This window comes from Anaerococcus sp. Marseille-Q7828 (assembly GCF_949769285.1).
GTDB lineage: Bacteria > Bacillota > Clostridia > Tissierellales > Peptoniphilaceae > Anaerococcus.
Map to the genome: position 1 here is coordinate 1880931 of NZ_OX458331.1, position 25998 is coordinate 1906928.

Consider the following 25998-nt stretch of genomic DNA (forward strand, 5'->3'; position numbering starts at 1 on the left):
TATCAGTAATTATTGTATCATCATTGGTTACAAATTGCAACAATTATGTGTGGAATTTGTGTGGATTTCTTCATTATTTTTACACATTTGTAACATATTAGAAATATCCATAAATATACAGAGCTTTTATGATTATCGGGAAGCTTATCAAATATATCCTATATAAGTGTAAGGCAATCTTACAACTATAATATACGAGGTGGTTAGATAGTGTTTGGTTTGCCCTAGAGGGAGCGGACGGGTCCTCCCCTAGCCGGACGGGCTTGTTTTATATATTCCCAGCTTCTTCCAACCACTTTTCATCTTCTGGATCTGCAGAGTATCTTTGTTTTTTGTCAAGGCTTGCCATTGCTTTCATATCTTCATCTGTAAGTTCAAAGTTGAAGATATCAATATTTTCTCTTATTCTTTCTTTATGAGATGATTTGGCAAGGACCATGACTCCACGGCTTATATTCCATTTTAGTATGATTTGAGCAGGGCTTTTGCCATATTTTTTTGCTAAGTTTTTAACTACTACTTCTTGAAATATATTTGACTTGCCTTGAGTAAGTGGACTCCAAGCTTGGTGGAGGATGTTAGTTTCTTTTAGGAAGTTATGAGTATCCACATCTTGCAAATGTGGATGGCTTTCTAGTTGGTCTAGGACTGGAGCTGGGCCTCCTTTTAATAGCTCTGTCATTTGCTTAATAGAAAAATTACATACTCCAATTGATTTGATTAGTCCTTGGTTCTTGTAATCATTGAAAACTTCCCAAGTTTCCTTATAGCCCTCTCCATACCAGTGAATTAGAGCAACGTCTATATAGTCAACCTTTAGATCTTTTAGGGAATCGTCCAAGGATTTCTTGGTCGCATCATAACCAAAGGCGCTTGGCCAAACCTTGGTAGCTATTTGGTAGTCTGATCTTTTTTTGCCAGACTCTTTAAGGTATTTGCCTAAAATATCCTCGTTATGGTAATATTTTGCTGTATCAAAATAAGTATATCCTGCCTCAAGTGCTGATTCTATTGTATGGTCCATGTCTTTTTCTTCTGTTATTTTAAATGTTCCAAGTCCAATAGCTGGAACTTCTATCCCATCATTTAGTTTAAAATACTTCATTGTTGCCTCCTTTATTAAAACGCTTTATTTATGTATAATCATACTATGAAAACAGTATTAATAACAGGGTCTTCTAGGGGGATTGGTGCTGCAATTGCTAGAAGACTTAACGATAATTACAATATAATAATAAACTATAAAAACAGCAAGGATAAAGCTTTTGAGCTTTTGTACGAACTTAGAGAAACAAATACAAATGTGATTGCAATAAAGGCTGACGTATCAAATGAAGATGATGTCAATATGATGTTTGATGTAGGTGAAAAAAACTTTGGTCACGTTGATATACTGATTAATAATGCAGGTATCTCCCACTTTTCTCTGATTCAGGACATAGAGTTTGAGACATGGAAGGATGTAATAAATACAAACTTGAACTCAGTTTTCTTAAATAGCAAAAGAGCCATACCAAATATGATAAAAAACCAATACGGAGTAATCATTAATATGAGCTCTATATGGGGAGATTTTGGGGCGAGCATGGAGGCTCTATACTCCACCTCAAAGGGAGGAATCAATACATTCACAAAAGCTTTGGCAAAAGAACTAGCGCCATCAGGCATCAGAGTAAATGCCATAGCCCCAGGTATGGTAGAAACAGATATGATGAGAAATGACTTCACAGATGATGAGATTGAAGAATTAAAAAAAGAAGTCTCATCAAACAGATTTGCTAGGCCCGAAGAAATTGCAGGCTTGGTAAAGTATCTGATATCAGATGAGGCTTCCTATATAACTGGCGATATTATTCATATTAATGGAGGGTTTTACTAAAATCTACTAAAAAGTATACTGCATCTTAAAAGTTGAAGTTACTTTTGAGTACAATATAAAATGACCTAGGATTTTTCTACCCCTAGGTCATAAGAAGCTAGCAAATAAATTAGATAATTTTTTCTAATTCCCCCATATTATACCAATAAATTAATGACTCCTTAACCTCTATATTTAAAGCCTCTTCAATAGCTTTTTTGTAAACTCTAAGCTGATCATCATAAAATCCGCTTCTTTTGATAGCATCTGTTTTAAAGTCCAAAAGAGTGGCATAATCTTCAAATTCAAATATCAAATCTATCTGTCCATTGACATAATAGTCTTCATATTTCATCAAAAAAGATTCTTCTTTTCTTAGATTTTTAGCCGTTTGATAGAGATTTTTTATAGTTGGATGCTCGTAATAACTAAGTATTTTCTCCTTATCAACTACTTTTAATTCTTCAGATCTGATTTTCCTTTCTTTTATAAGCTTATCAAAAGTATTTTCCAAACTTTCTATGTCATAGTCCTTATATTCCAAAGCTTGGAAAACTTTGTGAATGATAGTTCCTATGTCAGTCGGTTTTAAGTCTCTGACTTCTGTAATAAAGTTAGGCTTTCTAAATTCACCATATTCCCTAAAACGATCATAGGACGGTAATTCGTAACCATCTTCTTCTGGATTGAAGTTTTTGGTAATTTCTGTTACAGATTTTTTGATAGATTCTTTAGTATCTGCTAGATTTTTGTAAGGAACTTGGTAGATATCTAGCATTTTTTGATAGAGTTTCTCATTTACTTTATGATCATCCAAAATATCTTTTATGCCATGTATCTGAAATTTTTTATATTCTCTTTCTTCTCTTATTAAATCAAGCTTTGCCAGTCCCTCAAGGGCATTGCTTTCATAATTTCCATTATTTATATCTGATGCAATTTTGTCTGTAGAGATTATTGAAATTATCCAGTCAATATATGAGGTCATATTTAGAAAATCTTTTCTACCAATATTTTTATCAAGCTTATCTATATCTTTCTCGCCCACAATAATTAATTTATTAATAGGTCTGGTAAGAGCAACGTAGAGAACTCTCATCTCTTCTTTTTTATTTTCAATGGTGGTTTTTTCGTTTATAAGATCTCTTTTTATCGATGAAAGTTTGACCTTGTTTTCATAATCTGCCACATTTATACCTATGCCAAGGTCATCATCAAAGGCAATATTTTCGCGAAGGTGGTTGATATTGAAGCGTTTTGCTGTGTCAGCAAGGATTACTACAGGAAATTCCAGGCCCTTGGACTTGTGAATGGTCATTATCCTCACCAAATTTTCATTTTCTGATAAGTCTCTTACCGCATTTAGGTTATCAGTTTGATAGAGTCTTAAGTTTTCTGCATAATCTAGGAAGCCAAATAGACCATCGTCATTATTTTCTTCGTATTCACTCATCAAGTCTATGAAAGCTTCTACATTGGCGATCCTATCATTTGCCCTATCGCTTGCCATTAAATAATTATAGTAGCCAGAATTTTCAAAAATAAAGTTGCCAAATTCGTATAAGTTCATGAGAGAAAGTCTATAATTATAGGTGGTCATTTCCGTCTTGAAATCTATGATTTTATTTAAAATATCTCCCTTTATATCATAATCGTCAAAGGCCTTGGCAAAACTTGTTGCATCTGTATTTAATCTAATTTGAGCCAAATCATCTTCGCTGAATTCATATATCTCACTTTGGAGGACAGACAAAAGTGCAAGGTCGTCCTTTGGATTAGCAATAAGATGTAAGATGTTTTTAAAAAATGTAACTTCAACCGCTCCAAAGGAAACTTTGGAAATATCGTTAAAAAACGGGATTTCTGCATCCTTAAAGGCATTTTCGTAGATGTAGGACTTAGCTCCTGACCTTAGGAGAATTGCTATATCCTTGTATTCATAGCCCTGATCTAGCAAATCTTTGATTACTTCAGCTATATGGTTAGCCTCATCTATCCCCTTATCTATAATATGGATTTCAGTTTTCGGCCTAGGCTTATCAAAGTTTTGTGTTGGGTTTAGCCTGTGGCCACCGTTTCTGTAATCTATGCCAGACGATTCTTTTGTCATAAGCCTTTCAAAAATAAAGTTGTCAAAATTTAGTATATCTGCATCTGTCCTAAAGTTTTCGTTAAGATTTATCCTCATAGATTTGTCTGAAGATTTCTCATATTGGTCAAGTTTATCTAAGAATAAATCTGGCCTTGCCCTACGGAAACCATAGATTGACTGCTTGACATCGCCTACAAAAAACAAATTGTCATCTGCCTTCAATTTTTCAATTATATAATTTTGGATTTCGTTAGAGTCTTGATACTCGTCAAAAAATATATATGAAAATCTATCCTTTATGGCAGAAAGCGCCTCATCATTTTCAAGTAATTTTATGAAATAAGCTTCCATATCATTAAAATCTAGATAAGATTTTTCTAGCTTTTTTGACTCATACTTTTCCATAAAAGATTTACATAATCTTGCTAGTTCTTTTAGAATATCTACTTCTTTTTTGGAAAATTCCTCTACTATTGAAGAATTTGTGTTTAAGACCAAGGATGAAATGGTCTTGATGTCATTTTTGTAGGCATCTCTATTTTTTTTCAAAATAGGCTGTATGTCTTTCTCATCTTTTCTAGCACGAACCATGGTTGGAAACTTTACTTTTGATATCTTATCAATAAAAAGATCCCAATCCTTAAAAGATGCAATGTTAAGATTTCTAATTATATCCAAGTCACTTGCAAAAAGATTAGCATAGTCTTCTCGAAGACCAGCATTTTCTGCTATTTGCTTGGTCTCTAATATTGATTTTTCTATGTCAGATAATTTCTTATCTACGATTTCTATGAAAATATTAAAATCAAATGGTTTTTCAGTCTTTGCCTCGAGCCATCCTATAGGATCGATTTGAGAGGTTGATTTTTCGTAAGTTTGAAGGATGACATTTTTTGCATTTCTGTCGTTTCTGGAAGTCGAAAAGTTGTGGATGAACCTATGAAAATCATCACTTTCCCTTTGGTATTCTTCGTCAAAAACTTCGTCAATAGCAGCTTCTTTTAGTAAAACATTAGTCGACTCACTCACCACTTTAAAACTTGGGGAAAGATTATCAAAATAATAAAAATATTCCCTAAGCATATCTGAAGCAAAGGAGTGCATGGTTTGGATATGGGCATGTTTGATAAGTTTGACTTGGTTTTTTATAAACTTGTTTGCTGGATTCTTTTCAAGAATTTCTTCTAAGGCAAGTCTTATCCTATCTTTCATCTCAACTGAAGCCTTGTTGGTAAAGGTTACAATAACCATTTTGTCTATGTCAACCTTATCATTTACCACCAAATCTATCACCCTGTCGACTAGAACCCTGGTCTTTCCAGATCCTGCTGCAGCTGATACTATTATATTTTTGTCACGCTCTTTTATAGCCATAAGTTGGCTATCAGTATATTTGATATCAGCCATCAGTCTTCCTCCTCACTCCTTAAATCTTCTAGTTTCTTAGTCTTGTCAAAATCTCTATACTTGTCACTATCAATTGACTCATCAAACTTGCAAATACCCTTATAGTCACAATATTGGCATTCGTTCATTGTGTCTGTATATCTGATTGGATTTAATTTTATATTTCCAATTTTTATCTCTTTGATGTATTTGCTTATGAGCTTTCTAACAAATTTATCCAAAAGTATTTTCTCATCTTTTTCCAAAATATCGGTGTTTTTCCTATCAATCACATCAATACTTTTTATATCACTATAGTTTTTGTCTATTAGCTTAAAAACTTCTTCATTTATTTTGATTAAAAGTCCATTCATTTTAAACTTATCTTGGTAGATCTTTGATAGGACTTCCTTGTCGTAGGCTTGGTCAAGTTTGACCAATTCGTCAGAAAGTGGCATATAAAAAGAACCAATTGGCTTTATATAGTCGTTTTTGATATCTGCACTCATCATATAAACTAAGAGTTGTAGGTCCAGACCGTTTAGGACATTTATAAGTTTAAATACCTTGTTGCCAGTCTTGTAGTCTATAATCCTTATAAAATCATCAGCCTGGTCAATCCTATCAATTCTTCCCCTCAGATAGTTTTCTTCGTCAACATAAACCGGTGGGAAATCCCCATCCTTACCATAGCCAAAATCAACTTCCACATCTGAAACTTTAAATTCTCCTGCTTTCAATTGGTTAATAATCTCCTTAGAATTGGCCTTGGTATTTTTTAATATGTTATTTACTATAAAGACATTTCTAGGGTCAGCTTTTCTCGCCTTATCCATGATATTATCTATAGAAGTTTCAAAATTTTCCCTTAGTTGATATTCAAATTCATCAAAATCTATAGAAGTAAGGTCGGCATCCATCAAAATTTTTGATATATCTTCAAGAGAATTGTGAACCAAGCTTCCTAGTTCTCTAGCATCGACATCATAATTTTCCTCATAAGCTGGCCTTAGACCAAAGTTTACAAAGTACCTATATGGGCACCTAGAATAAGTTTCAATTTCTGTGATGTTAAAATGATTCTTCCTATAGAGCTTTTGCGCGGTGTCTAAATGCAAAGATGGCTTATAATTAGTATGAAACAAGCCCTTTAGTAACAAATCATATGAACCATAGTTTTTGATATAGGACTTATATGTTTTTGTAAAATCTAGGCCATTAATGTTTTCTCCTCTTCTAATCTTCCACAAGTTATCCATAGTATATTTTTGACTAAGGTCCTTGGAATAAATAAGGTCTGCCTCTTTTAAACTAGTAAGGTCATTTATTCTTAACTTAGGAAAAATATTTAATATACCATTTAAAACTGGAGATTTGTTTATACCAGCTCCACTTCTATCACTTAAGGCAAAGGATAGGTAAATCTTGTCAGATTTTTCAAAGATCTTATAAAGGTTTAGCTTTTCTTTTTCTTCTAAGTCTTCTTCGTAGATTTTTAAATCCAAGTTTATAGCTTGGAGTTTTTCCTTTTCTTCCTTGCCCATTATAAAATCTCCTGTCGATTTGGATGGGAAAAATGTATCGTTAAGGCCTAAGGCAAAATTTATCCTAGTATCTGCTATTCTTGGTGATTTGAAACTTGATATGGTGACATGGTCCTTACTAGGCGGGATGATTCCAATTTCAATGTCTTCTGCAACCGACTTGATGATATTATAGATGCCCCTGATGTCATTATCCCTATGTCCCATCAAGGAATATAATTCTTCAAGTATGGCCATGAGCTTATCCCAAACCTGGGCATTTTCTTCATAATTATCCAAATCGTTCTCTTCTTTTAAGATAGTTTGGTAATTGTTAATACCTGCTATAAAATTTGGATGACTCATCATTTTATAAATTTCATCTACTAGGATACTTGTCTTTGCTTTTTTCTTAGATATTTTAAAAAGTGGCTCTAGAAGTGATATCAGCTCATCTCTAATTTGATTAACCATTTCAAATTCTAAGGATTTACTAGCAAGTTTTTCTTCTTTTCTAGGATCATCTTTATAAAATTTATCGTAAAATTCTCTATCCATTTCAAAAAATCTATCATCCCAAAACATTGAGCCTTTTATATTTCTATTCTTGATATAGTTTTGAAAAACAATCACTTTTTCTTCTGCATTTTCGCCAAAATCATATATATTTGACCTTAAGAAAAAATTTAAATCGTGTTCATTAAATCCAAAGGCAAGCAAGCGAAGGATTGATAGATATGTTTTCACTATATGGTTATCAGAGAGCTTGTTGGTCCTATTTAAGAATATAGGAATATCATAGCGGTTAAAAATCTTCTTAATCTCATTTTCGTATTCACTCTGATCGCTTATATAAAGTGATATATCCTTATATCTTAAGTCTTCTTCATGAATCAGCTTTTGGATTATAAGGGCAATATTTTCCACTTCGCTGTGGGTTGAAGTAGATTCCAAAACATGGATGTTTTGCGCTTCTTTCCCATAAGCTTTTCTATTATACTTCTCATAATTTATGCAAAGATGGTTGATGTCTTCGTTTTTATTGATTGGTGCATCTAGGATAATTTCTTTTGTTGAACTCATTTCATTTATCCTATGATAAAATTTGATGGCCATGTCATAAATTTCCATATCCTTTGCTATAGGATTTTTTATATAGGCCATATCTAGTGTAAGATTAATATTTACCTTGCAAGCTAGTTTTAAGAGACCCCTTATAAAGTCCATTTTTATATCCGAAACATAGTCAAATTTGTCAAAGTAGAAATTTGCTCCCCTTAAAAATTCAGCATCGCTAAGTTTTTCACCAACTTGGCATAACCTATCTTCGCTATCTATAAATTTGCCATCGATCTCCTTTTGATAAGCGTCATAAATTAGCTTTAGCTCTTTAAACTTTAATTTTAAGACTTCATCAGAAAGGCCAGTATCAATTGCCTTAAAAAATTCCTGGTTAAAATTATTGTCCTTTATAGTACTGATCAAACTTTCTATGTCTTCCACGAAATCTGCATTGAGATAGTTGTTTTTAAACAAAACAAGGTCATCATTTAAATCTCTTAGGATGTTAGTTAAGATCATAATCTTGCCCGATTTTGACAAAGACTCTTGGCCAAGGCCCCCAACTCTATCTAATATAAATCTGGAAAAGGATGAAAAAGATAGGACTTTTATATCCATGACAGTTGAAAAACTTATATTTTTCATCAAATTTATATCAGTTTGTAGTGTGTATTGTTCTGGAACTATCAGAAAACTTTTCTCACCATTTTTTATATCTTCTTCAATTTTTCTATAGATATATTGGGAATTTGCACTTGGTGATTTTGATATGATTAGATTTATCATGGCTTAACCTCTATAAAACTGCCCTCATCACTGGTGTATGTGACGATTATTTTTGCATCAATTGCATCTTTTAATTCTCCCACATGGGAAATAAGTCCTATAAACTTATTCTCATAGGATAATTTTTCAATCTGTTCTATAACCTTATTTAGATAATCTTCTGACAAAGTTCCAAAACCCTCATCAATAAAGAGAGTGTCGATCTCAATCCCCCCATTTTCAGCAGCAATCTCATCTGAAAGTCCTAGGGCCAAGGAAAGTGATGCCAAGAAAGATTCTCCGCCAGATAGGGTTGAGGCCGGTCTTTTCTTTCCAGTATTTGCATCTAAGATTTCTATATCTAGGCCTTGCTTCATCCTCAAATCATCTCCATAGGACTTTCTTATTAGTGAAAACTGTCCATTGCTCATTGCATAGAGCCTTTGGTTGGCATAAGCTAGGACCTTGTCAAAGTAATAGGTTAAAACAAAGGTCTCAAAGTCGATTTTTTCCCTGCCAGCTACTTTGGCAAAAGAACCATCAGCAATTTTGGAAAGATTTTGGAGTATTTGGGACTCGGAACTAATTTCCTTGTAGGATTTTTCTAGGTCAGATAAATTGTCATAAGTATTTTTTACATTTGTAATTTTAACTTGTAAATTAGATTTATCTTCTCTCAAACTTTTTAATCTTTGACTAAAAGCTAGGATCTCTTCTTCAATCTTTTCAATATCCACAGGATTTTCATCTTTGTATACCTTATAGTTTTCATATAGGGTATTGATTTTTTCTAATTCTTTGAAGTAATTTTCAATCTCAGTTTTTTTAGGATAAATAGCCTGGCAATCTTCCAATGCCTTAAAATACGAAGCTTTATCCTCAAAATTTTCTGCTACTTTCTTTTCAAATTCATCTAAAAATTCTTTTTCTTCTTTTTCGTATTGACCAATTAAATTTTGACTGTTGGAAATATTAGTAGTGATTTCAGTTTTCTTTGTAAGTAAATTATTATATGAACTAGTTGTATTTAAAATATCTTCATCTAAAACCTTTATTTCCTTTTTAATCTTCTCTATTTTTTCACCAAGGTCATCTACATTTATATCTTCAAACTTATCTTTTTCTGAAAGATATGCGGCCTTTACTAATTCTCCCTCGCTAATAGTCTTATCAATGGCCTCAATTTGATCTTTTAGTTCATTTGCTCTTGCATTTACCTTGGATAAATTCTCTCTTTCAAGTGATTTTTTACTTATAATTTCAGTAAGTTCCTCATTATCAGTAGAAATCTCATTTTCGATTCTTTTTATATTATCTTTAAGCTTTTCAAAATCAGATAGAATATTAACATCATCTTCTATTTCTACCAGTGACTTTTTATAGATATCATTTCGTGATTCCAAGCTTGCTATCTTTGAATTTATCTCATATAAATCTTTATTAATTTGTTCGATATCAATTTCTAATGTAGGATGCTTTTCAAACTTATCTTCATGTCTATGGGCACAAACCGGACAAATATTTGTATCATTTAACTCGTCAATGAACTTATTCAAATCAATTAGCCTTTGATTTTGATAGTATTCATTGACCTTATTATTTATATCGATTTTTTCTAACTTTAAATCTTCTAATATATTTTTATTTGCTAGTATCTTCTCATTAATTTCGATATTTTTATTTTTTAAAACTATCTTATCTTCTAGGATGGTCTTTTCCTGGTTAAGATCCATGAGACTTTCTTTAAGCCTATAAATGTCATCTCTCAATTTAGCTTCTTCATCGTTTATTCTGTTTATAGAATCATTTAATTTGTCAATTTCACTTGATACTTGATCTAAGTCTTTCTTTTTTTCCTTCAATATACTTTCATTTTCTTGGATCTTTTGGTAAGATTTCTTGTTTGCTACGAAATTTTGAAATCTATCTGATAAGCTCAGCATATCTTTTAATTCTATCTTTAAACTATTTACATTTTCTTGCTTGTCGGCAATATTGTCATAAGAGCTTTTTAGCCCGCTTAATTTTTGATCTATTTCTTCTAAAGATTCTGAATAATTCTTTAAATTTTCCTTGGCAGTTTTCCCATCTAAGCCTGCTTTTTTGTATCTATCCTCATAGATTTTTATACTTTTTGCAAATTCGGATTTTTCCAATTTACTTTTCTTTTCTTTATAGGAATTTTCAACTGCTAAAAGCTTTGTCCTCTGGTCATTTATATCATAATATTTTTGGATATTTGCATTTAAGGTCTTAGCTTTTTCTTTTTTACCTATGGCTTCTTTTTCCTTATCTTCCAAGCTAGTTTCTTTGTTATTTATGTCATTAAATTCCATAGTCATAGCTTTATGATACTTATCTATTGCAGCTAAAATATTTTCAAAATCATGAACTAGGATATGGTCTCTGTCAACTTTTTCTGCAATATATGGATATTGGTAGATAATTGTTTCAAGTCTTTCGTCTATTATCTCCATATCCTTTGATTTTAGCCTTGCTTGGTCTTTGATTTTATCTTGGATTTGCTTATATTCATAGGTTTTGAAAATATTGCCCAAAAGCTTAGTCCTATCGTCAGATTTTGCTTGTAGGAATTCTTGAAATTCACCCTGGGCTAGGAGCATTACTTTTGTAAATTGGTTCTTATCAAGGCCGATTATTTCTACTAATTTTTTGTCTGTTTGGGTCTTTTTCTCTGAAATTATTTTCTTTTCGCTAGTTATATCATAGAGGGTTACCGAAGTTTTGATATTTTGACCAGGTTTTGATTTTTTAGCTATTTGATTAGGTATTCTTTCTATCTGATAAAGCTTACCATCAACTTCAAAAACAAGGTCGACATAGGTGTAAGAATCACTTTCGTTAAGAAAATCACTTCTCAAACTTGTTTGATCTATATCCCTAGCTACTTCACCGTAGAGAGCGTAGGTTATGGCATCAAAAATACTGGTTTTGCCCGAACCAGTATCTCCCGCTATAAGAAAAATTTTCTTTTCATAAAGCCTTGTAAAATCAATTTCTATTTCATTTTTATAAGTTAAAAAACCTCTAACTTTTAGTTTTAGCGGTCTCATCCAATCACCTTTTTTAAAGCTTCTAGCTTGTCAGCAGTCATTTCTTCGTCCATCTTAAATTTATAAAATTCCTCAAACAATTCTATGGCAGTTTTACCACTAAGGTCTATGTCAAAGTCGCTATCCCCAGAAAATATCCCCCTGTTTTTGTAAGTAATTTGAACAATATGAGGGAATTTTTCCTTTAACTTTGCCATAGCATTTTCTATAGTAGAATCATCTTCAAGTATTACTTTTATGTAGTCATCGCTTGAATTTTCTTTGATTATATCAGCAAATTTACCGCTTATAGTTCTAAAATCCCTTAGGGATTTGATATCTATATCATAAGTTTTAACATGATCTTTTATGTCGACAAGGGTTACTGACTTTCTTTTATTCTCCTCATCAAAGGAATACTTCATAAAAGTTCCTGAATAGCGGATTTTGGGATTTATAACATAGTGCCTGTTGTGGAGATGGCCAAGGGCTACATAGTCAAAGTTTTCAAAAAGATGGGCATCCATAGCATCAGACCCACCAATAGTAAGGGGTTTTTGACCCTCAGTGTATAAATCATCATCCTCTATTGCAATATTATTGGCATAACAATGGCTAATTAAAACATTCCTATCCTCATATGATATATCCTTTAGAACTTCCTTATATACTTCTGTAAAATTGGTCATTTCCTTATCAAAGATTAGACTGGCCTGATTTAGGGAAATAAAAGGCACAAGATAGAAATTAATTTTCCCGTACTCATCTTCGAGTGTGACAACATCATTTTTATATTCACCAACAAGATGATAATTTTTGGCCTTGTAAAATTTGCTATTGACATCAAGTCTTTTGGCAGAATCGTGGTTGCCACTTATGGCAAGAACGATTTTTTCCTTGTTAAAAATAATTTCTTCTATGAAATCAGAATAAAGACCAAGTGCTTCAACACTTGAAATTTGAGTGTCAAATATGTCTCCTGCAATCATTACCACATCAACTTTTTCCCTATCAATTATATCTAATATTTGGTCTAAGGCGTATTTTTGATCTTCGATTAAAGAGTAATTGCCGATACTTTTTCCCAAATGCAGGTCTGCTAAGTGAAGTAATTTCATTGATTGTCCCTTACAAATACCCATCTGTCAGAAGTAGAATTGTATGGATCGTATTTGTAACCATCTATTTCAATTTCTTTTATTTTTTCTGGATCTTCAATTTTTTGACTAATGATCTCTTTGACCATTTTCCCACGCATTTGCTTCATCCAAGCCACAATTGACTTTAGTTTCCCATCTCTTACATCCTTAAAATCTATAGTAATAAATCTATCGCCATCTTTTAGGTAATCAGTAATTGTCTTTGCATATTCTACACTAGCAAGGTTAATGATTGTATCATTATCCTTATAAACTTCCTTGTAGATTAAGTCCTTCCAGAAGTCGTAGAGATCAATATCCTTGTTGTCAAAGTACAACCTATAATCAGCTATAGCTGTAAGTGGCTTTAAAGCTCCATATAGGGGTGAGATTATGTAAAGATGGTCGTTTAAGTAGTCTAAATCATCAAAATCTTCCCTTTTAAATTGCTTAAATACCAAACCATCATAGGCGAAAAGAGCAGGGTTTTTAAGATTATTCAAATCCATTTCTTGGTAATCATAATAGGCTTTTTCTGTAAGCTTATCATTTGTACCATGGAGATTGCCCATCTCGTTCATGGTATATTTTTTGAGTTTATTTACTAAATACTGAGTTTTATCTTTAAATAGTATGTCTTCTGTCGGTATATCTTTATTTTCTTTAAAACTTTTTGCTGGTGAAATAATTATTTTCATCAAAATCCTCCGTATATAAATATTATAACATAGAAAAAAGCAGGTCTAAGCCTGCTATTTCTAAATAAAATATTAATTTTTGAAGTAATTTGCTAAACTTATAAGCAAAAAAGAAATTACTGCAATTATAACAATGGCTCCTCCTGGTTTGATGCCCAAATAATAGGAAGCACAAATACCAGAAACCATAAATATAACTGATAAAAATATTGAAGCAATATACATTTTCTTGTATGACTTTGCAAAAACCATAGCAGCTGCAACTGGAATTGTCATAAGCGAAGTTACCATCAAGGCTCCTACAGTTTTTGCAGAAATTGCAACAGTAACTGCCGTTAGTAGGGTGAAAAATATATTGATTGCACTGGTGTTGACACCTGCAAGCCTTGCCAGTACTGGGTTAATGGATGTGTATAGTAGTCCGTAATATAGATATAGGGAGCTAATCGCAACAATTAAAAAAACAAATAATACTATATACACATCTTCACTAGATACAGTAGTAATTGATCCAAACATAAAGGATTCAAAACTTGTTCCACCTGGGGTAAAGTCAGAAAGAATTGAAGCAATGGCAATGCCTGTACTCATTACAATGGCTGTTGCCATATCTCCGTATTTGGGGAATTTCTTCCTTAAACTTTCTATGGCAAAACTTGCTATTATACATATGATAAGTGATGTCCAAAGTGGGTTTATACCAAATATAAGACCCAAACCAATACCTGCAAGAGATGAGTGACTTAGGGCGTCTCCTATCATAGATGTTTTTCTATTTATCATTATAATCCCAATCATAGGAATGATTATTGCTAGCATTATTCCAATAGCAAGGGATCTTCTCATAAATGCAAATTCAAGCATCTAATATCATACCTTCCTTTAAAACAACAACTTTGTTGACATAATTTTTTATAAATTCCATCTCGTGACTTATAATAATTATACTCAAAGAATGTTTTTTATTTAGATGCAAAAGTAAGTCTAGAAAATCTTCTTTGTTGGCTTGGTCAATACCCACAGTTGGCTCATCTAGGATCAAAACGTCTGGGTTATTTACCAAACATCTTGCAATCATAACCCTTTGTTGCTGACCACCGGATAATTTATTGAAGGGCTTGTCAATTAAATTTTCTATATTTAATATCCTAAATATATCCTCAACTGTCTTCATATTTTCTCTTGTAGGTCTCTTAAATTTGCCAAAGTTCTTGTACAAGTTTAAGATAACATACTCCCTACAAGTGAGAGGAAAAGCAATGTTTGAAGACTCGTTAAGTTGGGGAACATAACCTACTTTTTGGAAGTTGTCAAAATCGTTGATATCTTCACCAAAAATTTCCACAAAACCTCTTTTGATAGGAAGCTCTTTGGTAAGGATCTTGACAAGGGTGGTCTTGCCAGATCCATTTTCCCCACTTATAGCTAGGAAGTCTCCTGCTTCTAACTGTAAATTTATATTTTTTAAAATTTCTTTTTGATCATAAGCAAAGCTTAAATTATTAATACTTATTAAGGTCATTTATTATTTTTCTAATGATTTGTAAATTTCTTCTAGATTGTATCTGATTAACTCTTGATAAGTCTTATTATTGTCCAAATCTTCGTCTGTTGCAAGTTCTAGGGTATTAAGTGGTTTAATCTCTGCACCAATTTCATCAGCAAGGGTTTTTGCACTTTTATCAGATCCACCCATTTCATAGAAAACAGTATTAATATTCAACTCTTTGGCTTTTTCAGCTGCTTCTTTTAAAGTCTTTGCATCTGTATCATCAGTTGATGTAAGACTTGTAAGAGCTATTTGATTTAAGTTAAAATCACGAGCTATATATGAAAATGCCTTATGGTTTACAAGAAAGTTTTTGTTAGAAGCTTCTTCAAATTTTTTGCTATATTCATCAATCATAGCATTTAACTCATCTTCTATTTTCTTATAATTGTCCATATAGTAATCTTTGTTTGCTGGATCTACTTGGCTAAGTTTTTCAGCGATAACTTTAGCTTGGGCAAGGCCATTTATTGGACTTAACCATGTGTGTGGATCAAATTCTCCATGATTGTGTTCGTGATCGTGATTGTGTTCTTCGTGTTCATGATCGTCTTCTTCGTGTTCAAGGTCTGCATGCTCTTCTTCGTGTTCGTGGTCTGCATGCTCTTCTTCATGTTCGTGATCTGCATGCTCTTCTTCATGTTCGTGATCGTGATCATGCTCTTCATCTTCATGGTCTGCATGTTCTTCTTCGTGCTCGTGGTCCGCATTCTCTTCCTCATGTTCATGGTCTGCGTGGTCTTCTTCGTGCTCGTGATCCGCATTCTCCTCTTCATGTTCATGATCGTGATCATGCTCTTCATCTTCATGGGCATGAGCATGGTCGTGATCCTCGTGGTTTGCTTTTATCAAATCAAGTCCCTCACTAGTGTCAACAAGTTCTATATCAGTAGAACCTTCTAATGAATCTTCCCACTCTTCCATGCCTGCACCATTTATAAACATTAATTTCGAATTGGATAATTCTGCTATATCTTTTGCAGAAGGTTCCCATCCGTGACTTTCAGCCTTTAGATTTGTGAAAGATTTTACTTCCATCTTATCCCCTGCTATTTGTTTAGTTAAATTATAAATAGGATAGAAAGAAGTATATACTACGGTTTCTTCTGCTTGATCGTCAGAAGATGCGCTCTCATCTTTATTGTCTTCTTTTGTTGGCTCATCAAGACTTTCTTCTGTCTTTGGCTCATTTGCTGGAGTTTTATCTCCATTGTCTTCTTTTTGTCCACAAGCACTTAAAGTTAATCCAAGTGCAAGTACTAATGCTAGGTTTTTATATTTCATATTCTCCTCCATTCATAATGCAAATCATTTGCAACAAGTATTATATAACAATTTATTTATATGTCAAATAATTGTATAATAATATTAACGGAGGTAATTATGAATATTAATGAACTCTTAAAGGACAAGGATCTAAAGGTCACCAAATATAGAAAACTAATCTTAGAAAATTTAAAATCTTGTGATAATCCAATATCCGCAGAAGAACTTTTTGATAAACTCAAAAAAGATTACGACATGGACTTATCAACTATCTATAGAAACTTAAATATATTAGAAGAAAAAGGTGTCCTACTTAAGACTACAAATCTCGATGGCATAAGCTACTATCAATTAAACGACAGCCACCACAAACATTTTATAACTTGTAATATATGCCACAAAAAATTCACCATAGAAAATTGCCCTGTCCACGAACTGGAAGACGAGATAGAAAAAGAAACTGGCTTTGTAATCAACGGCCATAATTTTGAATTTACTGGAATATGTCCAGATTGTCAGAAAAAATAAAACTGGTAAGAGAAGAATCTTTTACCAGTTTTATTTTTTAACTATTAAATTTTGCTTTATCAAAGGCTCCAACTGAGTTTGCTACAATTATTGTACCTGTAGCATCACCAGATAAGTTTATTGTAGTTCTTGCCATATCTAGGATTCTATCAATACCCATGATAATTGCAATTCCTTCTACTGGAAGACCAACTGATTCTAGGACCATTGAAAGTGTTACTAATCCTACTGATGGTATACCAGCTGTACCAACTGAAGCAATTGTCGCTGTAAGTATTACTGTCAAAAAGTCTGTTGGACTTAGAGTAATTCCATAGGCATTGGCTATGAATATTACTGCTACTCCTTGCATAATAGCTGTACCATCCATATTTACAGTTGCCCCGAGAGGGATAGTAAATGATGAAATTTTCCTATCAACCCCCATATCTTCAAGGGTTTGTATATTGATTGGTACTGTAGCAGAAGATGATGCTGTTGAAAATCCAAAGGTCATAACAGGTGCATATTTTTTAATAAACTTAAATGGATTTACTCTTACAAATGCCACTAATAAGACCATATAGACTATAAATAATTGAACTACTAGAGATCCTAATACTGATCCCATATAGCTAAGCATTGACAAAATCGCATCAAATCCCAGATTAGAAAATGTTCTAGTGATTAGGAAAAACACTCCCACTGGTGCTAGTTTCATTACCCAGGCTGTCATTCCCATCATTAGATCATTCATCTCAGTAACAATATTACCCAAGGAAACCAACCTATCTTCCATAGATGCAATCAATAATCCTACAAGGACTGCAAATATTATAATTTGGATCATATTACCTTCAGCAAGGGCCCCTATTGGATTTGTTGGAATAAAGTCAAGAATGGTATCTTTAAGGGATATATCAGCTTTAGCAACTTCATAAGATTGCTGACCTATTTGCATATTCATACCCTTACCAGGGCCTATAATACTAGATAAACCAAGAGCAATCATAATTGCTAGGGCTGTTGTAAATAAATAGAATACTACGATTCTTATACCAACCTTACCCAAAGTTTCTGTGTCGCCTAGGTTTCTACATCCATCTGCTATTGAGAAAAATACCAGTGGTACAACTAGCATTTGCATCAATCTAATAAAAAGTTGTCCTATTGTATAAAATACGCCCTCTATCAGAATTTCGTTTTTGAAATGAGAGTCTGGAACAAAACTATGCATTACAATTCCAAAAATCAAACCAGCTATAAGGGCTATAAAAATTTTTTTTGATTGGGAAATATCTCTCCTATTTTTTTTCATTCAATCCCTCCCCATCTATATATTCATGCAGTGTATCCTTCCAATGAGGAATCTTGTATCCGTCAGTGATTTTTAATATATAATCTTCCAAGGCAAAGAATCCTGGTCTTGCTAGCATGCTTGGATTGTCTTCAGTTTCTATTATCTTAGCATCCTTGCCACAATAATCTAGGATTTCTTTAGCAAAGTCAGACATAGAAGTATAGGCTCCTGATGAAGCATGGTAGGTGCCAAACGAATTAGTTTCAATCAAAGGTATGAGAAAATTAGCTAGCTCAAAAGCAGGAGTTGGTGACATATATAAGTCTTTTGCAACCTCTACCTTACCACTATCAGCTTGTTTTAAAATATTTTCGACAAACTGATTTTCACGAGAATATAGCCTACTTACTCTTACTATAAAATGGTAATTAGAAAATTCTCTAACATAGTTTTCCCCCTCAAACTTACTCTTTCCATAAACACTCTTTGGATTGGCCTTGTCAAATTCGGTATAGGATTTGAAACTTGTTCCATCAAACACATCTGCTGTCGAAAGTTGAACTAATTTTGCCATAAAGGTATTTGAAGCAATGGCAACATTTCTAGCGCCTATGGCATTTAATAGAAATGCACCATCTGGGTCAGCTTCACACTTATCTCTATTTGACATACCTGAACAATTAATAATAACGCTAGGTCTAATACGGCTAACAAACTTCCTAACTTCATCTTGCTTTGTAATATCAACTTCATGCTTATCTGTAGCTATAATTTCTGAATCCAAAGGATCCAATAATCTTTGCATAGATGTACCAAGTCTACCTGAAGAGCCGGTTATCCAAATTTTTTCTCTTGCTATTCTCATACTAACTCCTTATTCTTAAAAATATTGTAACTTTTTCTAAAACTATGATTAAAATAATTTTACCTCTTTTTTGCTGTAAAAGAAATAAATTAGCAAATTAATATATTATTATGCTTTAGAAAAGTGATAAGGGTGGAATCAATTTTTGGCAATTTGGATAACTCATTTCTTTATATTTTACGTTATAATACATAATTAAAGAAGCGACTAAGATTAATTCTTAATCGCTCCTAAATATACTTGATTAAATTGTCAAAATTAAACAATATCCCTTATTTAACTCTTTACTGTATATATACAATTTTTGTGTCCCATCTACACTTATATACTTATAACTTTTATCATTTTCTCGCATGATTTTCTCAATAGCGGAATCTATTTTTCTTAACGTGCTATCATCGTCAGCTTTCGTAATAATCAGACTTTTAAAATTCGTTGTATATGTTTTTTCTATATATTCATTATAAGGCTTGAATTCTTTCTCAATATCATTTCCTTTTAAAGAAAATGAATAAATGTCAAATCTATCTTTTCCAAAACCTCTTTTGCTTCTATATTCTAATTGATATTCATTAACGATTGATAGAATCTCAGAAATATCATTCGACTTTTCATATTTCATTTTCATAATCATATATCCAGCACTAACAACCACGATACCTATCAAAATCATGACAATCATCTTATTGTATTTATTTTTCATTCTCTATTACACATCCAATGCTTTATCAACTAGTATTTTATTTAAAGCTCCTATTCCTTAGTTTAAGTAAGCCCAGTTATTTACAATACTAATGTTTTGGTCCTCGTCGCTTTGCTCCTGCGGTTGTTTCGCGCCTTTTGGCGCGACTCCTCTATTATCCGGAGGGGCTTGCTTTGGTCCTCGTCACTTCGTTCCTGCGGTTATTTCGCGCCTTTTGGGCGCGACTCCTCTATTAGCCGGAGAGGCTTGATTTGGTCCTCGTCACTTCGTTCCTGCGGTTGTTTCGCGCCTTTTGGGCGCGAGTGCTCCCAGGTAGCCGCACGGGCTAGTCTTGGCACGCCAGGAGAGGATCGAACTCCCATCTTAGGCTTCGGACACCTTTGTTTTACCACTAAACTACTGGCGCTAGTACTATATTACTATACTGTATTTGGTCCATGAAGCGTAGGGGTAGGAAGGTGTTTCCTAGTCCGCTGTCTATATATATTATTGAATCATTGAATTTAAAGGATCCTTTGTCATAATTTGGGAAAAATCCTTCTCCCGGGGCTACTAGTCCACCTACTATAGGTAGTCTGACTTGGCCTCCGTGAGTGTGCCCTGAGAATATGAAATCTTCATTTCCTTGGTAGTTATCTCTGACATTTTTTGAAAAATGACTTAGAATTATATTTACACTTTCATCATCCGCCTTATAATTTTCATATGAAAAATCAAACATACTTGTACCATAAAGATAAACTTTATTGCCATTTATATTTAATCTCTCTCCCTCATTTTTAAGGTATGTGATTCCAAGTCTTTCAATCTCACTTAAAAACTTATCCAAGTTTGGACCAGCTTCTTCGTGGTTACCTGTTATATAGTAGGTTTTTATATTTAAGGACCTTAGTTTTTCTAAAAAATACACAGATCTTTCTATTTTGTCCTCAGTGCCATAGTCTATGATGTCACCCGTCAATATTACTAGATTTGGGTTGAAGTTTTGTATATTTTCTAGGACCTCATCAAGGTTTTTGATAGCATTTGAATGAAAATCTGTTATCTGTGTAATTTTTATTGGCTTTTTTATTTTTTCAGATTTTAGTATAACTTTTTCTTCTTTTGCGACAAAACACTGATTGTCAACATATAAAGTTAAGCAAAGCCCTGCTAGTGCAAGGCCTGTTATAATTTTAGTCTTCTTTTTCATTTAATTCCTCAATATATGAAGCATAGGACATATCTGATGGTATTTTAAAGCCAGCTCTTGGACTAAAGGACCTGCCTGTGATATTTGGTCCATCAACAGTCGCTGATCTTTTAAATTGGCTAGATGTAAATCTCTTATAATATGATATTAGCCATTTTCTAATAGTTTCTTTGTCATAGCTGTCCTCAAAGGCGCTATAGGCATCTTCCAATATTTCTCTTGGCCTTGTATGTTTGGTCATATGATTGTATATGAAAAAATCAATTAGTTCATATGGGCCTATGATATCTTCTGTTTTTTGGCTAATTTTATTTGCACTTTCATTAACTAGTTCTGGTGAAATTGGTGTATCGAGTATATCATTTAATACACTCTTTAATTTTATATTGTCAGTTTTTTCTGCAATTGCCCCTACAATATAGCGGATTTCAGTTTTCATAAGGCTTGCATTTAGTGAGTAATTGCTCATCTGATCGCCATTGTAGGTTGCAAAGCCTTGCATATTTTCTGATAGGTCTCCAGTACCTATAACTATGCCATTGCCCATATTGGCAAGGTCAAAGAGAACTTGGGTGCGCTCTCTAGCTTGGGCATTTTCATAAGCTGTGTCTGATGTCTTGCCATCATGGCCGATATCTCTAAGATGTATACTTACAGCTTCTGAAATATTAATCTCTTCTAATTCTAAACCTAAAGCTTGACATAACTTATAGGCGTTTGACTTTGTTCTATCACTTGTTCCAAAGGCTGGCATAGTGTAGCAATGGATACCCGAATAATCCAAGCCTTCTTTTTTGTAAGCATGAACTATGGTTAAAAGAGCCATTGTTGAATCAAGGCCACCAGACACTCCCAAGAATACATCCTTTATTCCAATATGTTTCATACGACTTGTTAGACCTGTTGCTCCAATATCTAATACATCATTTACATATTCTTCGCCCCTTTCATAATCTGGCAAATAAGGAAATTTTTCGCATTTATTAGTTTCTTTTGTAAATGTAGTTGGAAATAGGCTGTCCTCGTCAACATTTATATAATATTTGCCAATGTAATCAATAGGAGCATTTGATGTATGGGCAATTATTTCTCCATCATTTGCTATAATATTTAGACCACCATAAACAAAATCTGTGCTAGATTCGCCCATGCCAGAAGATGTAAGAACATAGGTCACATCCTTGGATAAGAATTTTACTCTATTTATTATATCTTCTTCATTTAGAGCAAATTTAGGATTTGCACAAGGGTGTAGGATAATCTCATGTCTTTCTCCAAGCTTTGCTTTATACTCTAAACTACGAGGAATAGTCATTTCTTCGTCTTCGCCAATTGTTACATCAATTGCCAGTCCATCTATTGTACTATAATCTATGTTTATATTTGGCCAGCTATCAAAGGCATTTAAAAAATCATGATCTGGAAGATCAGTTGAAAAAACATTTTTTTCAATGGTACTTAAATTTTTCTTTGTAGTCAGGTTTACTAGACTTCCATTTATAATAAGTCCTATTGCATTATATATTTTTCTATTATATATAAAGGGAAAACCAACAGAAAATAGGGCCTTATAATCTTTAGAGAACTCTATCAAGTCCATAATTGCATCTTCGCATATTTCTGCCAAATCCCAATATCCATCATAAAGACTTGCTCCTGTTAGAGATAGCTCTGGTAGGGAAAGAATATTTACCCCATCTTTATCAGCTTGTCTAACCAAATCTTTGATAGTCTCTTTGTTTTTATTTACATTGCCTAGGGCAAGGTTAAAGTTTGTAGATCTTATTTTTATAAATTCTCGCATAAAATCACCTCTTATCCATATTTTACCACAAAAAAAGAGCCTGCATTTGCAGACTCAATTATTTGTGATTAGCCATTTATTTCTTCGATTAATAGTGGTAGCACTTCGTGGAAGTCGCCTACTATACCGTAGTCACAGTTTTCGAAGAATGGTGCTGCTTCATCGTTGTTGATAACACAGATTGTCTTAACATCTTTGATTCCTAGTAAGTGTTGAACAGCTCCGCTTACGCCAACTCCGATATATAGGTCTCCTGCCCATTTTTGACCAGAAAGTCCAACATATCTATCAAGTGGCAAGTAGTGTTTAACTTCAGATACTGGACGGCTTGCTCCTACTGAAGCATCAGCTGCTTTTGCCAAATCTTTTACTAGATTTAGGTTTTGTTCTTCACCAATACCCATACCAGCAACTACTAGTCTGTCAGATTCTTCAAATTCTGTGTCAGCTTCTGGTCTATGATTATCAAATGTATATCCATCAGCTTTTAGAGCTTCTACAAATTTCTTAACTGATTCTTTTACATCGCCTTTGAAGATTTGTTTTTTTCTATCTCCAACTACTGATTTCTTTTGTTTTGGTTTATCAGTTTTTGCTTTGTTTGGTTTTGGAAGTAGGTATCCAGCGATAACCACTCTCATGATTTCATTTGTACCTTCGTAGATTTGAGTAATCTTAGAGTCTCTGTAGTGACGTTCTACATCTACACCCTTGATGAAACCAGATCCACCGTACATTTGTAGGGCTTCACTTGTTAGTTTGTTTGCAAGATCAGATGCGTATAGTTTTGCCATAGCAGCATCTTTACCATAACCTTTAACATGATTATCTTTTTTGTCTGCTGCATCATAAACTAGAAGTCTAGCTGCCTTTAGTTGTGTAGCCATGTCAGCAAGCTTGAATTGGTTAGCTTGGAAGTAAGCTATAGCTTTACCAAATTGTTCTCTTTGAAGTTGATATTCACGAGCTGATTCATAAGCACCTTGTGCTATACCTAGAGCTTGAGATGCTATACCGATTCTACCACCATCAAGAATCATCATTGCGTACTTGAAACCTTTACCAAGTTCGCCAAGTAGGTTTTCTTTTGGAACTTTTACATCTTTAAAGTGAAGTTCTGCTGTAACTGATGATCTGATACCAAGTTTGTCGTATGGTTCTGAGAATGTGAAACCTTCGAAGTCCTTATCAACGATAAACATTGATATACCGTGGTTACCCTTACCAGGTTCTGTAACTGCTGTTACTAGATATGTTTGTGCTTCTGGAGCATTGGTAATATAAATCTTCTTACCATTTAATAAATAGTAATCTCCCTTATCTACTGCTGTTGTTTCAGTTCCTGCAGAGTCTGAACCAGCATTATCTTCTGTAAGACCAAATCCACCAATTTGTGTACCATCACAAAGTGGTCTTAAGTATTTTTGTTTTTGTTCTTCTGTACCAAATTCATTAAGTCCCCATGTACCTAGTGAAGTATGTGCTGAACAAATAACACCAACACCACCGTCTACTCTAGAAAGTTCTTCTACAGCGATAGCATAATGTTTGTTTGTAAGTCCTGCTCCACCATATTCTTCTGGAAAAGGAATTCCTAATAATCCCATTTGTCCCATTTCTTTAACAATTTCTCTTGGAAACTCTTTTTGTTGGTCTAATTGAAATGCAATTGGTTTTATTTTTTTCTCGGCAAAGTCTCTGACATATGCCCTAAATTCTTCTAAATCTTTTGGTAAATTAAAAGCCATAATTATACTCTCCTTATAATTAAAAATACGCACAACAAATAAATGAAATTGTTTGCTTCTTATTTATTATACCCACTTATCCCTTTAGCCCTTAGCTATATATTTGCAAATAAAGTTAAAAATATATTGCTTTATTAGATTGATATAGTAATTTCCAATATTTTGGTAAATTCCAAGCTTAAAAGGGGAAAAATCTTGTTTAAATATCACTTTAATAGTGTATAGTATTTATAAGTTTATAAACTAGGAGGTATTATGCAAAACATTAGAGAAGTTTTGGAAAATATATATTATGTAGGGGTAAACGATAGACGTATTACCAGATTTGAGAATATGTTCCCATTAGAAAATGGTGTGGCATACAGCTCATTTATTATAAAAGATGAAAAAAATGTACTACTTGACAGTGTTGAATCTGCTTTTACTAGACAGTATCTTCAAAATATAGAGAAAGCTCTTGATGGCGAAGATCTAGATTATGTTGTAATCCACCATATGGAGCCAGACCACTGCAGAAACATTGACTTTGTATTACAAAAATACCCAAATGCAAAATTTGTTGGTAATGCAAAAACTTTTAAATTTTACGAACAATTCTATAATGACGATTTCAAGGATAGATATTACGAAGTAAAAGATGGTGATGAACTAAATCTTGGAAAACATAATCTTAAATTTGTATTTGCTCCAATGGTTCACTGGCCAGAAGTTATGATGTCATACGAAACAAACAATGGCTACCTATTCTCAGCTGATGCTTTTGGATCATTCAATGCAATCGAAGGACATCTAAAAGCTAAGAATATAATTCATAGAGGAGATTGGTTAGAACAAGCTCGTAGATACTACATTAATATTGTAGGTAAATTTGGTAAACAAGTTCAAGCCCTATTCAAAAAAGTAGAGGGTCTAGAAATAAATGCTATCCTACCACTACACGGTCCAGTATATGATGATAAAGAATCAATCGACTTTATCCTTGATAAATATACTAAATGGGCAACATATACCCCAGAAGAAAAGGGTGTAGTAATATGCTATGCTTCAATGTATGGAGATACTGAAGAAGCTGCTGATATCCTTGCAGCTGAACTTGCTGACCTTGGGGTAAATGAAGACATAGAAATTTATGACGTATCAAATACAGACCCTTCATATATGATTGCAGCTTGCCACAGATTTTCTAATGCTGTATTTGCTCCAATCAACTACAACTCAGGCCTATACTACAAGATGGAAGCTTTCTTAACAGAATTAGTTGGTACAGGCTACCAAAACAGACACATCTCATTCTTAAACAACTGGTCTTGGGGTGGTACAAGCCTTAAAGTTTCCAAAGAAATTCTAGAAAAAGGTAAACACGAATATATAGGTGAAGATGTGCTAGTAAACTCTAGTGTAAAAGACGAACAAGTTGAACAATTAAAGGCTTTAGCAAAAGCAATAAAAGAAGACTTGGACAATAACGAATACTAAAAATTTAAGGGA

The 25998-nt window shown here is 33.2% G+C and carries 18 protein-coding genes and 1 tRNA gene; 3 read left to right on the top strand and 16 right to left on the bottom strand.

The genetic code is table 11. The annotated features are described in order from the left end of the window. Window positions 1-268: 268 nt before the first annotated feature. Window positions 269-1105, bottom strand: coding sequence for an aldo/keto reductase (locus QNH69_RS09035; protein WP_282930129.1), 837 nt, complete (start codon window positions 1103-1105; stop codon window positions 269-271). Window positions 1106-1150: 45 nt separating this feature from the next. Between QNH69_RS09035 and fabG the strand changes: the two genes are divergently transcribed. Next, on the top strand, window positions 1151-1879 hold the full coding sequence (gene fabG, locus QNH69_RS09040; RefSeq protein WP_282930130.1) for a 3-oxoacyl-ACP reductase FabG: 729 nt from the start codon (window positions 1151-1153) through the stop codon (window positions 1877-1879). A gap of 109 nt (window positions 1880-1988) precedes the next feature. Here the strand turns inward: fabG and addA are convergent, their stop codons facing one another. The 8 genes from addA to QNH69_RS09080 all read right to left on the bottom strand — a co-directional run bounded on the left by addA (window position 1989) and on the right by QNH69_RS09080 (window position 16409). Next, the gene (gene addA, locus QNH69_RS09045; protein WP_282930131.1) at window positions 1989-5357 is read right to left on the bottom strand and encodes a helicase-exonuclease AddAB subunit AddA; all 3369 of its coding nucleotides are present in this window, start codon (window positions 5355-5357) and stop codon (window positions 1989-1991) included. Beyond that, window positions 5357-8707 carry a PD-(D/E)XK nuclease family protein gene (locus tag QNH69_RS09050; RefSeq protein ID WP_282930132.1) on the bottom strand — a complete coding sequence of 1117 codons (3351 nt, stop codon included), beginning with the start codon at window positions 8705-8707 and terminating at the stop codon, window positions 5357-5359. Before QNH69_RS09050 ends, addA begins: the two co-directional genes overlap by 1 nt. Next, window positions 8704-11760 carry an AAA family ATPase gene (locus QNH69_RS09055; protein WP_282930133.1) on the bottom strand — a complete coding sequence of 1019 codons (3057 nt, stop codon included), beginning with the start codon at window positions 11758-11760 and terminating at the stop codon, window positions 8704-8706. Before QNH69_RS09055 ends, QNH69_RS09050 begins: the two co-directional genes overlap by 4 nt. Continuing rightward, on the bottom strand, window positions 11757-12857 hold the full coding sequence (locus tag QNH69_RS09060; protein WP_282930134.1) for an exonuclease SbcCD subunit D: 1101 nt from the start codon (window positions 12855-12857) through the stop codon (window positions 11757-11759). The genes QNH69_RS09055 and QNH69_RS09060 overlap by 4 nt, the downstream gene beginning before the upstream one ends. Beyond that, window positions 12854-13576, bottom strand: coding sequence for a YaaA family protein (locus tag QNH69_RS09065; protein ID WP_282930135.1), 723 nt, complete (start codon window positions 13574-13576; stop codon window positions 12854-12856). The genes QNH69_RS09060 and QNH69_RS09065 overlap by 4 nt, the downstream gene beginning before the upstream one ends. Before the next feature lie 72 nt (window positions 13577-13648). Then, window positions 13649-14440, bottom strand: coding sequence for a metal ABC transporter permease (locus QNH69_RS09070; protein WP_282930136.1), 792 nt, complete (start codon window positions 14438-14440; stop codon window positions 13649-13651). After that, window positions 14433-15098 (bottom strand): metal ABC transporter ATP-binding protein, encoded by a 666-nt coding sequence (locus QNH69_RS09075; protein WP_282930137.1) that lies wholly within the window; start codon window positions 15096-15098, stop codon window positions 14433-14435. Before QNH69_RS09075 ends, QNH69_RS09070 begins: the two co-directional genes overlap by 8 nt. 3 nt (window positions 15099-15101) lie before the next feature. After that, complete coding sequence (locus QNH69_RS09080) at window positions 15102-16409, bottom strand: zinc ABC transporter substrate-binding protein (protein ID WP_282930138.1); 1308 nt, start codon at window positions 16407-16409, stop codon at window positions 15102-15104. A gap of 99 nt (window positions 16410-16508) precedes the next feature. Between QNH69_RS09080 and QNH69_RS09085 the strand changes: the two genes are divergently transcribed. Further along, window positions 16509-16919 carry a Fur family transcriptional regulator gene (locus QNH69_RS09085; protein ID WP_282930139.1) on the top strand — a complete coding sequence of 137 codons (411 nt, stop codon included), beginning with the start codon at window positions 16509-16511 and terminating at the stop codon, window positions 16917-16919. 37 nt (window positions 16920-16956) lie between these two features. On the opposite strand, the gene QNH69_RS09090 is transcribed toward QNH69_RS09085, so the two are convergent. From QNH69_RS09090 to QNH69_RS09120, 7 genes are all read right to left on the bottom strand, one after another. Then, window positions 16957-18216 carry a dicarboxylate/amino acid:cation symporter gene (locus tag QNH69_RS09090; RefSeq protein WP_282930140.1) on the bottom strand — a complete coding sequence of 420 codons (1260 nt, stop codon included), beginning with the start codon at window positions 18214-18216 and terminating at the stop codon, window positions 16957-16959. Next, a complete protein-coding gene (locus tag QNH69_RS09095) occupies window positions 18203-19063 on the bottom strand; it encodes an NAD(P)-dependent oxidoreductase (RefSeq protein WP_282930141.1) in 861 nt (286 codons plus the stop codon). Before QNH69_RS09095 ends, QNH69_RS09090 begins: the two co-directional genes overlap by 14 nt. Before the next feature lie 244 nt (window positions 19064-19307). Continuing rightward, complete coding sequence (locus QNH69_RS09100) at window positions 19308-19766, bottom strand: hypothetical protein (RefSeq protein ID WP_282930142.1); 459 nt, start codon at window positions 19764-19766, stop codon at window positions 19308-19310. A gap of 332 nt (window positions 19767-20098) precedes the next feature. Continuing rightward, window positions 20099-20172, bottom strand: a tRNA-Arg gene (locus QNH69_RS09105). After that, window positions 20158-20958 (bottom strand): metallophosphoesterase, encoded by an 801-nt coding sequence (locus QNH69_RS09110; RefSeq protein WP_282930143.1) that lies wholly within the window; start codon window positions 20956-20958, stop codon window positions 20158-20160. Before QNH69_RS09110 ends, QNH69_RS09105 begins: the two co-directional genes overlap by 15 nt. Beyond that, window positions 20942-22762, bottom strand: a complete 1821-nt coding sequence (gene nadE, locus QNH69_RS09115) for an NAD(+) synthase (RefSeq protein ID WP_282930144.1) — start codon at window positions 22760-22762, stop codon at window positions 20942-20944. The genes QNH69_RS09110 and nadE overlap by 17 nt, the downstream gene beginning before the upstream one ends. A 68-nt stretch (window positions 22763-22830) precedes the next feature. Continuing rightward, the gene (locus QNH69_RS09120) at window positions 22831-24510 is read right to left on the bottom strand and encodes an acyl-CoA dehydrogenase family protein (RefSeq protein WP_282930145.1); all 1680 of its coding nucleotides are present in this window, start codon (window positions 24508-24510) and stop codon (window positions 22831-22833) included. 255 nt (window positions 24511-24765) lie between these two features. Between QNH69_RS09120 and QNH69_RS09125 the strand changes: the two genes are divergently transcribed. Next, entirely contained in the window at window positions 24766-25986 is a 1221-nt protein-coding gene (locus tag QNH69_RS09125) for an FprA family A-type flavoprotein (protein WP_282930146.1), read from the top strand. Window positions 25987-25998 lie beyond the last annotated feature (12 nt).

Excerpts from the sequence above, each read along its gene's own strand:
- QNH69_RS09035 (WP_282930129.1), bottom strand. The coding sequence starts at position 1,105 with ATGAAGTATTTTAAACTAAATGATGGGATAGAAGTTCCAGCTATTGGA.
- QNH69_RS09070 (WP_282930136.1), bottom strand. The coding sequence starts at position 14,440 with ATGCTTGAATTTGCATTTATGAGAAGATCCCTTGCTATTGGAATAATG.
- QNH69_RS09095 (WP_282930141.1), bottom strand. The coding sequence starts at position 19,063 with ATGAGAATAGCAAGAGAAAAAATTTGGATAACCGGCTCTTCAGGTAGA.
- QNH69_RS09085 (WP_282930139.1), top strand. The coding sequence starts at position 16,509 with ATGAATATTAATGAACTCTTAAAGGACAAGGATCTAAAGGTCACCAAA.
- QNH69_RS09055 (WP_282930133.1), bottom strand. The coding sequence starts at position 11,760 with ATGAGACCGCTAAAACTAAAAGTTAGAGGTTTTTTAACTTATAAAAAT.
- addA (WP_282930131.1), bottom strand. The coding sequence starts at position 5,357 with ATGGCTGATATCAAATATACTGATAGCCAACTTATGGCTATAAAAGAG.
- QNH69_RS09075 (WP_282930137.1), bottom strand. The coding sequence starts at position 15,098 with ATGACCTTAATAAGTATTAATAATTTAAGCTTTGCTTATGATCAAAAA.
- nadE (WP_282930144.1), bottom strand. The coding sequence starts at position 22,762 with ATGCGAGAATTTATAAAAATAAGATCTACAAACTTTAACCTTGCCCTA.
- QNH69_RS09120 (WP_282930145.1), bottom strand. The coding sequence starts at position 24,510 with ATGGCTTTTAATTTACCAAAAGATTTAGAAGAATTTAGGGCATATGTC.
- QNH69_RS09060 (WP_282930134.1), bottom strand. The coding sequence starts at position 12,857 with ATGAAATTACTTCACTTAGCAGACCTGCATTTGGGAAAAAGTATCGGC.
- QNH69_RS09065 (WP_282930135.1), bottom strand. The coding sequence starts at position 13,576 with ATGAAAATAATTATTTCACCAGCAAAAAGTTTTAAAGAAAATAAAGAT.
- QNH69_RS09080 (WP_282930138.1), bottom strand. The coding sequence starts at position 16,409 with ATGAAATATAAAAACCTAGCATTAGTACTTGCACTTGGATTAACTTTA.
- QNH69_RS09050 (WP_282930132.1), bottom strand. The coding sequence starts at position 8,707 with ATGATAAATCTAATCATATCAAAATCACCAAGTGCAAATTCCCAATAT.
- QNH69_RS09090 (WP_282930140.1), bottom strand. The coding sequence starts at position 18,216 with ATGAAAAAAAATAGGAGAGATATTTCCCAATCAAAAAAAATTTTTATA.
- fabG (WP_282930130.1), top strand. The coding sequence starts at position 1,151 with ATGAAAACAGTATTAATAACAGGGTCTTCTAGGGGGATTGGTGCTGCA.
- QNH69_RS09125 (WP_282930146.1), top strand. The coding sequence starts at position 24,766 with ATGCAAAACATTAGAGAAGTTTTGGAAAATATATATTATGTAGGGGTA.
- QNH69_RS09100 (WP_282930142.1), bottom strand. The coding sequence starts at position 19,766 with ATGAAAAATAAATACAATAAGATGATTGTCATGATTTTGATAGGTATC.
- QNH69_RS09110 (WP_282930143.1), bottom strand. The coding sequence starts at position 20,958 with ATGAAAAAGAAGACTAAAATTATAACAGGCCTTGCACTAGCAGGGCTT.